Genomic DNA, 13622 nt, shown 5'->3' with positions numbered 1-13622 from the left:
GTCCCGAGACGTACACTGTCGCCCCTTCGGCTCCCAGCGCCAGCGCGATCCCCTTGCCGATCCCGCGGCTGGCGCCGGTCACCAGCGCGACTTTCCCTGTCAGGGGACCCATTGCCCGCTATCCGGCGGCTTTGTCGGGCGCGTAGCCCAAAGTGCTTTTGACCTCTAAATACTCGTTGAACCCGAACTCGCTCCACTCCCGACCGTTGCCGCTGTGCTTGTAGCCACCGAACGCCGCGTTCATGTCAAAGGCGTGATTGATCGTCACCCACCCGGCCCGGATCTTGCGGGCCACCTCTCGCGCCTTGTCGTGGTCGGCCCCCGACACATAGCCGGCCAAGCCGTACTCGGTGTCGTTGGCGATCTCCACGGCTTGATCGATGTCGTCATAGCCGAGGACGCACAGCACCGGCCCGAAGATCTCCTCGCGCGCAATCGTCATGTCGTTGGTGACGTTTGCGAAGACGGTCGGCTTGACGTAGTAACCCTTGTCCAACCCCGCCGGTCGACCCGGGCCGCCGGCCACGACGGTCGCGCCCTCGTCGATGCCTTTCCGGATCAGGCCCTGGACCTTGTCGAACTGTGCCCGCGACGCCACCGGCCCGATGGCGGTTTTATCGCTGGGGTTGCCCACCTTCACCTGCTCGGCGGTTTCCCGCGCGACGGTGATCGCCTCGGCCATGCGCGAATTCGGGACCAGCATGCGCGACGGCGCGTTACAGCTCTGCCCGGAATTGGGCATCATGTTGACCACGCCGGCGCGGACACTGTCGGCGAAGCTGGCGTCGTCGAGGACAATGTTGGGGCTCTTGCCGCCGAGTTCCTGAGTCACCCGCTTCACTGTCGGAGCGGCATTCGTGGCCACCTGGACACCGGCGCGGGTGGATCCGGTGAACGACACCATGTCGACGTCGGGGTGGCTCGCCAGCGCGACGCCGACGCCGGGGCCATCGCCGTTGACCAGGTTGTAGACACCGGCCGGCACGCCCGCGGCATCGAGGATCTCGGTGAAGATGTAGGCCGAGAACGGCGCCACCTCAGATGGTTTGAGGACCATCGTGCAGCCGGTCGCCAACGCCGGGTAGACCTTGACCGCGATCTGGTTCAGCGGCCAGTTCCACGGCGTGATCAGCCCGCATACGCCGATCGGCTCCTTGGCGATCAGCGTTGCCCCGTGCTGCTCCCCGAACTGTATGTTCTTCTGCACGTCGATCGCCGTCACCTGGTGACCGATCCCGAGCTGAACCTGCGGGCCGGCGGCCAGCGACGGCGGCGCGCCCATTTCCTCGGTGACCGCATCGGCGAGATCGCCGGCACGTTTCTGGTATTCGGCGAGCATGGCCTCCAGCAGATCGAGGCGCTGTTCGCGACTGGTTTGCGACCAGCCGGTGAAAGCGCGTCGGGCGGCCTTGACCGCCACGTCGACGTCGGCGGCCGAGCCGAGCGAGATCGTCCCGGAGGCCTGCTCGGTCGCCGGGTTCTCGACGTCAAAACTGTTGGGCCGCAACGGGTCGACCCAGCTGCCGTCGATGTAGAACTTCAGGTATTCGCGCATGGCTTCTCCTGTTCCTGTCCGTTTCCTTACTGGGTGCCTTCGGCGTACCAAGTGCGGAATTCACCATAATTCGGCATCTCCTCGGAGTTCGCCTTCGGGTCGATGCAGACGTGCACGACGGCGGTCTTGCCGCTGGCATAGGCTCGCTCGATCGCCGGACCGATCTCCTCTTCTTTTTCCACGTATTCGCCGTAACAGCCGAAGCCCTCGGCGATTTTGTCGAAGCGCACGTCCTTGCTCCAGTGCACACCGGGCTGCGGTGACGGCTGGGTGAACGTGCGCTTGTAAACACCGACTTCGAGACCCCATTGGTTGTCGACGCCCACGACGCACACCAGCGGCAGCTTCTGACGTGCCGCGGTCTCCAGCTCGGCGATGTGGAACATGAAAGAGGAGTCGCTGGTCAGCAGCATGACCGGCCGCTGGCCCCCGTCGGCGACCGAAGCGCCGATGGCATAGGGCAAGCCCGTGCCTAGGTGACCGAAGTTCTGGTTCCACATGACGTCGTGCGGCTTGGCCTGCGAGTAGGTCCACTGGAAAATGACCGTTGCGCCGCCATCGCGGGCCATGATGCCATCGGCCGGAAAGGCTTTGGTCGCCTCGACCACAAACCGGGCGGGGTGGATCGGGACCCGGCCGCTGGGCGCGGTCTCGGCCAATTCGGCGAGCTGGTCGGCGTCCTGTTTAATCCAGCGTGTAAGGTCTGCCGACGGCAAACGCGGGCTGTCCTTCAGCGCGTCGACCAACTGGGGCACGACGCCGCGCAGGTCTCCCACCAGCGGTACGTCTACCGGCCGGTTCACGCCGATCGCCGTGGGGTCCTGCTCGGCGTAGATCCACTTGCGTGTGGCGTCGTTCTGCGCCCAGTGCCGGGTTTTGCCGTAGTGAACCGGCTCTCCCAGCTCCGTGCCGAGGGCGACGCAGAGGTCCGACGTGAGCACGGCCTCGACCGCCGCGGACGAAAAGCCGTAGGGGAAGGTGCGATCCTCCAGACCGGGGATGAACGAGGTGCCGCCGGATGTCTGGATGACCGGGCAGGCCATCAGCTCGGCCAGTTCCCTGACCGCCTCTGCGGTGCGCGATGTGTGAACGCCGTGGCCGACCAGCAGGATCGGGTTTTTGGCCTCGCGCACCAGCTTGGCCGCCTCGGCGATCTCCCGTGCGCCCGCGCCGTGATTGACAAGGCGATACGCGCTGGGAGGCAGGGAATCTGCGACATCGAGCTCTTCGAGAATCACGTGGGACGGGTATTCGATGTAAGCCGGTCCGGGGGTTGTCGACATCGCGCGCCGAATCGCTTCCCGAACGATTTCGTCGGTCTGGTTGGCGTATTCGATCGATGCGCTGTACTTCACCGTCGGCGCGAAAAGCTCTTCCTGGCGGACGAACTGGATGCGCCCACGCCGGACGCGCCGTTCGGTGATGCGAGCCCGTTGGCCGCCGAGGAAGATGACCGGCGAGTTCTCCACTTTGGCGCACATCATCGCCCCGGCGATGTTGGCCACACCCGGACCCAGCGTGCCGATGCACAGGCCCGGCCTGCCCGTCATTCGCGAGACGGCCTCGGCCATGAAACCGGCACTCTCCTCGTGGTGAGGTGAGACCACAGCCCAGCCACGCGATTCCGCCTCGAGAAACATGTGCACGAAATTCGGATCCGGGATGCCGAACAGCGTATTCACGCCCTCTGCTTCGAACAGGTCGAGAATGCGCTTGTAGACGGGCACGGCCATGGTTTGAAACTCCTTAGTGATTAGGTACTTTTGAACGAGTCGTTTTTCGCGGCGCGCAAAAGATCGGCGTGCGGCCGCACACCCTCCTGGCTCTTTCCGAAGTCCACGGGCCCTCTATCCCGAACTCAACATGGGTTTCACGTCGACCGCCGGCCCCAACTCGTCGAGTACCTCGGCGGTGTGGGCGCCGAGCTCTGGCGCCGGCCCCGCAACGCGGCCCGGTGTCCGGGAGAACCAGGTGGGTACGCCGGGGAAGCGCACCGGTCCGTTCGGGGTGTCCAGGGTTTCGAACATGCCCACGGCATTGAGATGCGGGTCGTCGAACAGCGCGCCGGGTGTGTTCAGTGGCGCGGCCGGAATCTCGAGTTCACGGAACAGCGCCAGCCACTCCTGGGTCGTGCGCTGTTTCATCGTCTCGGCTAGCAGCCCGTAGACGGTGTCGATCTGGCGTGCGCGCTGTTCCAGCGTGGAATACCGCTCACTGGCCCACGGCGGCCGCACGGCGTTGATGAACGCGTTCCAGTGCTTGTCGTTGTAGATCAACGCGGCGATGTGGCCGTCGCTGGTGCGGTAGGGACGGCGGTTGGGTGCCACGGTGCGCGGATACACGGCCGGCCCCAGGGGAGGGTCGAACATCGCGCCGTTGGCGTGTTCGACGAGCATGAACGAGGCCATGGTTTCGAACATCGGGACTTCGACTTCTTGCCCCTCCCCGGTGCGCTCACGGTGAAACAACGCCATGGTCGTCGCATAGAGCGCTGTCAACCCGGCGACTTTGTCGGCCATGATTGTTCCGACGTAGTCGGCCTCACCGGTCAGTTGCTGTTGGACCGCCGGCAGGCCGCATTCGGCCTGGATCGTGTCGTCGTAGGCGGGCCGGTCGCGTTCGGGTCCGCGGCGGCCGTACCCGTAGCAATTGGTGTAGACGATCGCCGGGTTGATCGCGGCGACGTCGTCGTAGCCGAAGCCGAGCTTGGCGATCGCCTTGGCGCGCATCGAGTGGATGAATACGTCCGCGGTCTGGACAAGCGCCCGCAGCGCACTTGCTCCGGCGTCGGTTTGCAGGTCCAGCACGATGCTGCGCTTGCCTCGGTTTACGTTGACGAACACGCCGCTCATGCCCGGCGCCGGTCCGACGGAGATGTAGCGGGTGTTATCGCCCTGCGGCGGTTCGACTTTGATCACGTCAGCACCCATGTCGGCCATGATCTGCGTGCAGTACGGTCCCATCACCATTGCGGTGAGGTCGATGACCCGCACACCGACCAGCGGACCCGAGGCCGTCCGGCTAGCCATGGAGTGCGCCTCGATCGATTGAGCGCTGCGCCAGTTCGAAGCTGTAGCGAATGTGCTGGCCATGACCATCGGGCACGACCGGAAAAATCAGCGGTGCCTGCAGGTTTCGAATCGCATTCAGATGCTCACCAACATCTTCGACCGTCCACGATGGCCGGCACACGCCCGGGCTTTCGGCGATGACCGCCCGCGCCACCCGGCCCGCCAGCGCGATGAACATCTCCCCGGTTACCGAGCAGGATTCGTGTGCGAGCCAAACCACAATGGGCGCCACAAGTTCCGGACCCATCGGCGGATAGGCCGAAGTGTCGATCCCGGCGGCCATTCGTGTCACCGCGGCCGGCACGATCACGTTGCACAGCACGCCGTCGGCGGCACCTTCGAGCGCCGCGACGTTGGACAGCCCGATCACACCGGCCTTGGCGGCGGCGTAGTTGGCCACACCGTGGTTTCCGTACAGGCCGCCGATCGAGGACGTGAGCACGATCCGTCCGTAACCGGCCTCGCACATCAGCGGAAACGCCGACCGCATAACATTGAACGCGCCGCGCAAGTGCACGTCGAGCACGGCGTCGAAGTCCTCGTAGCTCATCTCCTTGAGCGAGCCGCGACGCACGTTGCCCGCGTTGTGGATCAGAATGTCAATGCCGCCGTAGTGTTCGAGCGCGGTCCGGATGATCGCGTCGCCGCCTTCACGGGTCGCGACCGATGCGGTACACGCAACGGCTTGTCCCCCGGCCGCCGTGATCTCACTGACCACGCGCTCGGCCGGAACCGCGTCGACGCCGTCGCCGCCCAGGCTGCCGCCGGGGTCGTTGACGACGACCTTCGCTCCACGCGAGGCGAGCAGCTGCGCGTATTCGCGCCCCAGCCCGCGGCCGGCACCGGTGACGATTGCGACTCGGTCGTCGAATCTAAGTTGCGGCAACGGGATTCCGCTCAGACATGAGATCGCCCATCGGCAATGTCGCGACCGTCATGCGCCCAACACCAGGCCTTCCAGGTCGCCCTTATCGCGCCACTCTTTGATCAGGTCACCGAACTCGTAGAAGCCGGGCGCATAGTACTCGCCGATGGCCGAGCGGATGCCCTCGCCGCCACCGCCGCCCTCATTGTTGTAATAGCCGGGCGTGCAGGAGACCGCGAATTCCGAGGTGTCTATCGAGACTTCGCGGATCGTCTTGACCCAGTCGTCCTGGGCTTCCCGGCTGGGCTCGACGGTCGTCGCGCCCTGCGCTATTGCTTCGGAGATGATATAGGCGATGTGTTCGGCCTGCTGCTCAAACATCGCGGTGGTGTTCCCCGACACGCCGCCCTGAATGAAGCCGGTGAAGAACTGATTTGGGAAGCCGACACTTGTTATGCCGTGCAGCGACTTATAGCCGTCCCGCCAGTGATCGAACAGCGACAGGCCGTCGCGGCCCTCGATAACGTCGATGGCATAGCGTCGGCTGATCTCGGTCGTGATCTCGAAACCGCTGGCCCAGATGATGCAGTCGACCTCGTACTCAACGCCGTGGGCGACCAGGCCCTTCTCTGTTGCCCGTTCGACGCCCTTGCACTCCGACACGTCGACTAGCGTCACGTTTGGCCGATTGAACGTCGGCAAATACGCGTCGTTGCTGCACGGTCGCTTGCACATGAACCGGTAGTACGGCTTGAGGGCCTCGGCGGTGTCCGGGTCGTGCACCACGGCCTCGACGTGGCGTCGGAGCCGCTCCATGACCTTGTAGTCCTCTTCTTCGTGGATCGCGGTGATCTGTTCGATCGACAGGGACGCGGGATCCTCCATGGCCGCGAGCCGTGCGGTCATGTTGCGCCCCAGTTCGGTCCAGAAATCGCAGACCATATCCGCCTGGTCGAAAACCACCCCTCCCCCCAACGGGGACCAGCGGTGAAAGTTGCGCTTGCGTTCCTCCTGCCAGCCGGGCTGCAGGGAAGCCGCCCACTTCGGGTCGGTCGGCTTGTTGCCTCGCACGTCCACCGATGAAGGCGTGCGCTGGAACACATAGAGGTGCTGGGCGTCTCGGCCCAGGTGCGGAACCAGTTGCACGCCTGTCGCACCGGTGCCGACCAGCGCGACGCGCTTGTCGTGCAGCTTGTGGAGTCCACCATTAGCGTCCCCGCCGGTGTACTCGTAATCCCAGCGCGCCGAGTGGAACTGGTGTCCCTTAAAACCCGCGATTCCCGGGATGCCGGGTAGCTTCGGGCGGTTGAAGGAGCCCTGCGTCATGACGACGAAGCGGGCGCGGATGTCGTCACCGCGGTTGGTGCTCAACCGCCAGCGTTTGATCGATTCGTCCCAGCGCACCTCGGACACCTGCGTGGAGAAGATCGCCCCGTCGTACAGCCCGAAGTGCTTACCGATGTTGCGGCAGTGCGCGTATATCTCGGCACCGTCGGCGTACTTCTTCGTCGGTACGTAATCGAGCTCTTCGAGCAGCGGGATATAGCAGTACGCATCGTTGTCGCACTGGATCCCGGGGAAGCGGTTCCAGTACCAGACTCCCCCGAAGTCCCCGCCCATTTCGATGACACGCACGTCGCCGACGCCGGCCTTCTTGAGGTACGCACCGGCCAGAAGTCCGGCAATGCCGCCGCCGAGCACCGCGACCTCGACGTCGTCGGCGATCGGATCCCGCATCGACACCGGCGTGTACGGATCTACCTCGTAGAACTCCGCGAACTCGCCCTCGAGCTCGAGGTATTGCTTAGAGCCTTCCGGGCGCAACCGCTTGTCGCGCTCGTGGAGGTACTTCTCCCGCAGTGCAGGGATATCGATGTCGTCGGGTGTATCGGTCGGCCCGCACGTGTCGAACAATGTCATGTGGGTGCGTTCTCCTTATAGCTCTCGGGGTTCGCCGGTACCCATGTACTTCGACAGTTGGTAGTGCAGGTTGACGGTGCTGCGTTCGCGGTACGGGTTGGGCTTGGTCCCGGAAAAGCCAAGGGATTTCATGCCCTGCTGCACCGCGGCCATGTTGGAGAAGTCCTGCGGTAAAACCGACCGCCACCTGGGGTCACCGACCGGTGTGAGCTCCCATTGCGTCTGGGGCTCCTGGCCTTTCGGGAAGAGCTCGAGCACCGACGCCTCGAAAATGCACTTGTCGGGGTTGTAGCTGGGGTCTGGGCGCGCGGAGTAGCACAGTGCGCTGGTGAGGCCTTGCCCCATCTGGAAGTTCGGAAAGACCTGCCATGCGGTGCCGGCTTGTCCGAGTACGTCGGGCGGAATGGTCGGCCAGATGACGCCGCGGGCTTCGTCGTCGCGGCGTGCCGAGGCCAGCCAGTGCTCGAGAACTTTGTCGGCCGGTGTCCCCTCGGGCAATTCGTCAACCAGCCGCTTGGCGGCGTTCACCAGCGTCTGGGTGGTGGTGGCGTTGGTCTCCTCCATGGTGTACACCTGCATCTCTGCGGTCGACACACGCGGATCGGCACCCGTGCCCAGGCGGATCTTGGACTTGGTGGCCGCCATATCCGCTGGAGCGTCATAGCCGATGTTGCTGTGTTTCCCTTGCGCCTTGGCCCATCCCTTGAATTCGCCGAACTTGTTGAACTCCGGATGCGTCGTGTAGACGTGATAGGTCTCGTTGAATGCCTCCAGCGCGACTTTCCAGTTGCAGTCGAAGTGCAGCCACTTGCGCCATTTGTAGCGCATATTTTCCAGGCCGAACGGGTCGAGAATCTTCGCGGCGGGGAACAGGTAATCGGTCAGCGGCTCGCAGTCGGGGTCCATATTGATCCACAGCCAGCCGCCCCAGGTGTCGACTTTGACCGGCCGAAGGTGGGTGTTGTCGGGAGTCAGCGCTTCCTGCCAGTCCTGTTGTTCGCGGATGTGAGTGCACGACCCATCCAGGCCATAGGTCCAGCCGTGGAAGCCGCAGACGAACGACTTACGGGCGCGGCCACACGCGTTCTTCGCACCCTGGGGTGTGTCGATCAGCCGGCGGCCACGGTGCATGCAGACGTTGTGGTGGGCCCGGAATCCGCCGGATTCGTTTGGGCCAGTGCGCACCACAATGATCGAGTCGTCGAGAATGTCGTAGGTCAGATAACTGCCGACTTCGGGCAGCTCTTCGACACGGCCGACCTGCTGCCAGACTTTTCGCCATAGCCTGTCGCGCTCGGCGCGGGCATAGTTCTCGCTGATGTACGCCTCGACGCCGATCGTCATCGGTTTCGAAAGTTCCTCGGCCGCTGAGGAATTCACGTCTTTCGCTAAATCGGTCATCACATCCTCCTAATGGCCGCACGGAAGGATTCGTCTTTGAGAAACAACGAGGTGTTGTCGGCGCCGAGATGGCTCCATTTGAGGTCGAGCCCACCGTCGACGAGCAGCGTCTGGCCGGTGACGTAGCTCGACAGCTCCGAGAGCAGGAAAAGGATGGCGGCGGCCTGTTCCTCGGGCCGCCCACGCCGGCCCATGGCGATCGCCTGCCGATCCCGGTCCGGGTCCTCGTCGACGTAGGTGCGCGAGGCCGCGGTCTCGGTGACGCCCGGCGCCACCGCATTCACCCGGATCCCCGCCAGCGCCAGCTCGAGCGCCATGGTGCGGGTCATCGCCGCGATGGCGGCCTTGGCGGTCCCGTAAGCGATGTGGAACGGTGCGGTGTTCATGCCGCTGATCGAGGAGATCGACACGATCGACCCGGGCCGCTGCTGCTCGACGAGTTCGGCCGCCACGGCCCGGCTCATGAAAAACGCTGTCTCGAGGTTGTCGGTGAAGATCTTGCGCCAGTCGCCGCGCGTCACCCGGGTCGACGGCATCCACGTCGACGGCTCAGCGCCGCCGACGACATTGACCAGACCGTACAGGCTTCCGTCGGCACGCCGCGCTTGGTCGAGCACCGCGGCGATGCCCTCGTCGGTCGAGGCGTCGGCCGCGACGGGGACGACGGCCAGGCCCTGTTGCGCCAAAGGAACGACGTGCTCGTCGAGGTTTTCCTTCGACCGGCTCACCCCGATCACCGTGGCGCCCGCCCTGGCGGTCATCGCCGTGACGGTCGTGCCGATGCCGCCACCGCCGGCACCGGAAACGACCACGATGCGACCGTCGAGCCCAAGGAGATCCTCGCGATTCTCCATGACCTGCTTTCCCCTGCCGCGATCCAACGGCCGCGACGGGATCTGTTGCTCATTTTGTCCGGACAACATATTGGGTTCTGCCCGTTGGAGAACACTATTCCCATTGGCAGACACCGCTGTCAAGGTCAAGCGTTGTGGGCGTGACGGCTATTGTCTGGACTAGAAAGAGTTGATAACGTCCAGCCCAAACGGGCACTTCCGTCTTGATGGGAAGGATTTCGGCGAGGCATGTCCATTTCGAGGGCCATCGCGGCTCAGCCATCGCGGTATGCCCCCTTGATTTCCGGGCCCCACTGGGTCGAAGTCGCGGAGGGCTGGCGACTCGAGCGGGTCACCGCTCCTAGCCGACTGTTCGGCGCCAACGGTCTGCGCACCGGCCCGGACGGACGCGTTTACGTCGCGCAAGTGACGGGCAGTCAGATCAGCGCGTTGGATCACCGCACCGGGCAACTACAGACCGTGAGCGCCAAGGGTGGCGACATCGTGGCGCCCGACGACGTCGCGTTCGACACGAGCGGCAACCTCTACGCGACCGAGGTCATGAACGGCCGCGTCAGCATGCTCGACACCGCCGGCCGAACCCGGGTGCTGCGCGACGATGTCCCATCAGCCAACGGCATCACCTTCCATCGGGGCCGGCTGTTCATCGGTGAATGCCGCGAGGGTGGGCGCCTGCTGGAATTCGACCTGAGCGGCGGGCCGCCGCGGGTGCTACTGGAGAACGTGCCCTCACCGAATGCGATGGAGGTCGGTCCGGACGGCCTGCTGTATTTCCCGGTGATGGGTGCCAACGAGATCTGGCGCGTCGATCCTGACGGCGGCGAGCCGCGGTGCGTTGCAGGCGGTCTCGGTGTGCCCGACTCGGTGAAGTTCGACTCGCAGGGCTACATCGTCTCGACTCAGGTAGCAAGCGGTCAGGTGCTGCGCATCGATCCCCGCAGCGGCGAACAGCGTCTGCTGGCCCAGTTGAGTCCGGGGCTGGACAACTGCACCTTCGTCGGCGACCGGGTGCTGGTATCCAACTTCACCGGCGAGATCACCGAGATATCGCCTGACGGCACAACACGAACAGTGCTGCCCGGTGGGCTTAACTGGCCGCTGGATCTGACCGTTGGTCAGGACGGACAGCTTTACATCGCCGATGGCACGTACTTCTATGTCGCCCTGCCCGACGGGTCGTTGCAGACCGTGGGGATGTTGTTCAGCCCCGGGTATCCCGGTTTCCTGCGCGGCGTTGCGTCGAGCGGACCCGGCGAGTTCATCGTGACGACGTCGGGTGGCCAGGTCAGCCGCTACCGTCCGGCGGCGAGCGAAAGCGAGGTGCTGGAAGACGGTTTCGACCAGCTTTACGGTGTCGCGACCAGTCCCAACGGTGTGGTCTTCGCCGAATTGGGCACCGGGCGGGTGCTGTCGCTTCGGTCGGGCAACATCGAGGTGCTGGCGAACGACCTGCGCGACCCGGTCGGCGTCGCGATCGACGCGGACGGAGCGTGCCTGGTGGCGGAGGCCGGCGCCGGGCAGGTGGTCAGGGTGAACGGATCGAGGATCGACACCGTCGTCGCCGACCTGCAACGCCCGCAGGGCATCTCAGTGCGCGACGGTGTGCTCTACATCGTCGACGCCGGCGCCAAGGAGCTGGTGGCGTTCGACCTGAACACCAACGTTCGACACACCATCGCTTCCGGGCTACCGGTCGGTGCCCCGCCGGGTGTGGTGCCGAAGCCGCTGAAAGGAATGCCGCCGTTTTCCGGGCCGCAGGGCCCCTTCGCCGGCATCGCCGCCGCGGCCGACGGGACGCTGTACATCTCGGCCGACGCCGACGGCAGCGTGCTGGCGTTTCGCCGCTCACCGGACGGCCGCTGATGCCCCAAGCCATTTCCAGCGAGCACCGCTACCTCCAGATCGCGCGCACGCTGCGTAAAGAGATCGTCGACGGCGTTTATCCGGTGGGCTCGCAGCTACCGACCGAACACCAATTGTGTGAGCGATTCGCCGTCAGCCGTTACACCGTACGCGAGGCGCTGCGCCGGCTGCGCGAGGACAACCTCGTCGCGTCCCGACCACGAGCGGGCACCCGCGTGGTGCCCCGGCCAGCGACCAGTTCCTATGCGCAGGATGTGATGTCGATCGACGACCTGGTCGCGTTCGCGGCCGGCGCCCAGCTGAACATCGAGTCCAACGAGATTGTGACCATCGACGACGACCTAGCCGTTCGCACCGGACTGGAGGTCGGCACGCAGTGGCTGTCCGTGCGCGGCTACCGGCAAGTCGACGGCGCGTCGGTGCCGCTGTGCCGAACGGAGTACTACATAAGCCGCACTTTCGCCGCGGTCGGCAGGCTTCTGCAACGCCACACGGGCCCGATTTTTCCCCTGATCGAGGACCTGTTCGGCGTGACCATCGCCGAATTACACCAAGAGATCGCCGCGGTGGTGCTCTCCCCCGAACTGGCCGACGGCCTCGGGGTTGAGCCAGGAACGGCAGCGCTGCAGATGCGGCGCACCTACAAGGCCTCTGATGGCGCGGTCGCCCAGGTGACGATCAACACTCACTTGTCGTCGAGCTTTCGGTACGCGATGACCATGCGCCGCGTGAATAACTAGGCCCGTTGTGGTGATTGCCCGGGTCCACCAAGACGCGGCACGTGCGGCAGAGGCCTACCGGCGTGAGCTGTGGGTGCACACCACACTGGCCGATTCACTGCGCGCGGCCGCAGAGACCTCGCCCCGGCGAACGGTGTTGGTGGACGCGGACACTCGGCTGGACTGCGCCACGCTGTACACCCAGGCCACCGGGCTGGCGACCGCCCTGCTGGCGCGCATGCCGGCCGGCAGCGTCGTGTCGTTCATGCTGCCGAACTGGCACGAGGCCGCTGTCATCTATTTAGCCGCGACGCTGGCCGGGATGGTGGTGAATCCGATCCTGCCGTCGCTGCGCGACCACGACCTGCGCTTCATCCTCGAAGACGTCCAAGCCGCGATGATCTTCGTACCGCACCAATTCGGCGGCCACGACTACGCAGCGATGCTCGAACGCGTGACCGCAGTGATGAGCTCAGCCCCCGAGGTGGTGGTGCTGCGCGGCGAAGCCGGTTCTCACACGCCGTACCAGGATCTGTTGGCGCATCAGCCCGATGCCGCGAAGCTGCCGGGCCTGAACCCCGACGCCGTTCGGATGGTCCTCTACACATCCGGCACCACGGGCCGTCCCAAAGGCGTACTGCACAGCCACAATTCGATGCATGCGCTGATCTGTCAGATCCGCGACCACTGGACCGTCGATCCGGGTGACACGTTCCTGGTCCCGTCACCGATCGCCCACATCGGCGGCTCGATCTACGCGTTCGAATGCCCGCTGCTGCTGGGCACCACCGCGGTACTCATGGACCGGTGGGATCCGGCGGCGGCTGTGGCGCTGATGAACGGCGAGCGGTGCACCCACATGGCCGGCGCGACACCGTTTCTGCAGCAGCTGTTGTCCGCCGCGCAGCGCGCCGGCACCCGGCTACCCGACTTGAAGGTCTTCATCTGTGGCGGCGCCTCCGTGTCGCCGTCGCTGATCCGTCGTGCCGCCGAGTATTTCGACCGGGCGGTGGTCACCCGAGTGTATGGCTGCACGGAAGTGCCCGTCGCGACTATCGGCGCACCTCGGCGAGACGAAGCCGACCACGCCGCAAGCACCGACGGAAGGCCCGGCATCGCCGAGATCAAGCTCGTCGCACACGAAGCCGCGCTCGCCGGTGAAGGCGAAGTTTGTGTGCGCGGCCCGCAGATGCTGCTGGGTTACCGGCATGCCGAGGACAACGCCGACTCCTTTGACGACACCGGGTTTTTCCGCACCGGAGACCTTGGGCGCTGGGTCTCAGCCGGTTTCGAAGACCAGTACCTCGTCGTGACGGGCCGGGCCAAAGACGTCATCATCCGCAACGGCGAGAACATCTCGGCCAAGGAAGTCGA

11 protein-coding genes are annotated in these 13622 nt (G+C 65.0%); 3 read left to right on the top strand and 8 right to left on the bottom strand.

Annotated elements, in window-relative coordinates; all coding sequences use genetic code 11:
- The 8 genes from ACLP4W_RS12495 to ACLP4W_RS12460 all read right to left on the bottom strand — a co-directional run.
- On the bottom strand, nt 1-112 hold a 112-nt coding region (locus tag ACLP4W_RS12495; RefSeq protein ID WP_442386436.1), incomplete at its 3' end, for an SDR family NAD(P)-dependent oxidoreductase.
- A 6-nt stretch (nt 113-118) separates the two neighbouring features.
- On the bottom strand, nt 119-1555 hold the full coding sequence (locus ACLP4W_RS12490) for an aldehyde dehydrogenase family protein (protein ID WP_442386435.1): 1437 nt from the start codon (nt 1553-1555) through the stop codon (nt 119-121).
- A 26-nt stretch (nt 1556-1581) separates the two neighbouring features.
- A complete protein-coding gene (locus ACLP4W_RS12485) occupies nt 1582-3288 on the bottom strand; it encodes a thiamine pyrophosphate-binding protein (RefSeq protein ID WP_442386434.1) in 1707 nt (568 codons plus the stop codon).
- A 114-nt stretch (nt 3289-3402) separates the two neighbouring features.
- Nucleotides 3403-4584: a CaiB/BaiF CoA transferase family protein gene (locus tag ACLP4W_RS12480; protein WP_442386433.1), complete on the bottom strand. Its 1182-nt coding sequence runs from the start codon at nt 4582-4584 to the stop codon at nt 3403-3405.
- Nucleotides 4577-5512, bottom strand: a complete 936-nt coding sequence (locus ACLP4W_RS12475) for an SDR family NAD(P)-dependent oxidoreductase (RefSeq protein WP_442386432.1) — start codon at nt 5510-5512, stop codon at nt 4577-4579. Before ACLP4W_RS12475 ends, ACLP4W_RS12480 begins: the two co-directional genes overlap by 8 nt.
- Before the next feature lie 48 nt (nt 5513-5560).
- Nucleotides 5561-7411 carry a flavin-containing monooxygenase gene (locus ACLP4W_RS12470; protein WP_442386431.1) on the bottom strand — a complete coding sequence of 617 codons (1851 nt, stop codon included), beginning with the start codon at nt 7409-7411 and terminating at the stop codon, nt 5561-5563.
- A 15-nt stretch (nt 7412-7426) separates the two neighbouring features.
- Entirely contained in the window at nt 7427-8812 is a 1386-nt protein-coding gene (locus ACLP4W_RS12465) for an aromatic ring-hydroxylating oxygenase subunit alpha (RefSeq protein ID WP_442386430.1), read from the bottom strand.
- Nucleotides 8812-9666, bottom strand: coding sequence for an SDR family NAD(P)-dependent oxidoreductase (locus ACLP4W_RS12460; protein ID WP_442386429.1), 855 nt, complete (start codon nt 9664-9666; stop codon nt 8812-8814). The genes ACLP4W_RS12465 and ACLP4W_RS12460 overlap by 1 nt, the downstream gene beginning before the upstream one ends.
- A gap of 228 nt (nt 9667-9894) precedes the next feature.
- Between ACLP4W_RS12460 and ACLP4W_RS12455 the strand changes: the two genes are divergently transcribed.
- From ACLP4W_RS12455 to ACLP4W_RS12445, 3 genes are all read left to right on the top strand, one after another.
- Complete coding sequence (locus tag ACLP4W_RS12455) at nt 9895-11529, top strand: Vgb family protein (RefSeq protein WP_442386428.1); 1635 nt, start codon at nt 9895-9897, stop codon at nt 11527-11529.
- Nucleotides 11529-12269 (top strand): GntR family transcriptional regulator, encoded by a 741-nt coding sequence (locus tag ACLP4W_RS12450; protein WP_442386427.1) that lies wholly within the window; start codon nt 11529-11531, stop codon nt 12267-12269. Before ACLP4W_RS12455 ends, ACLP4W_RS12450 begins: the two co-directional genes overlap by 1 nt.
- Before the next feature lie 13 nt (nt 12270-12282).
- The coding region (locus ACLP4W_RS12445) for an AMP-binding protein (protein ID WP_442386426.1) at nt 12283-13622 on the top strand (1340 nt) is incomplete at its 3' end.

It is taken from the genome of Mycobacterium sp., assembly GCF_052145595.1.
GTDB lineage: Bacteria > Actinomycetota > Actinomycetes > Mycobacteriales > Mycobacteriaceae > Mycobacterium.
Note: the sequence above shows the minus strand (reverse complement) of the source record. Positions and strands in the feature narration are given on the sequence as shown.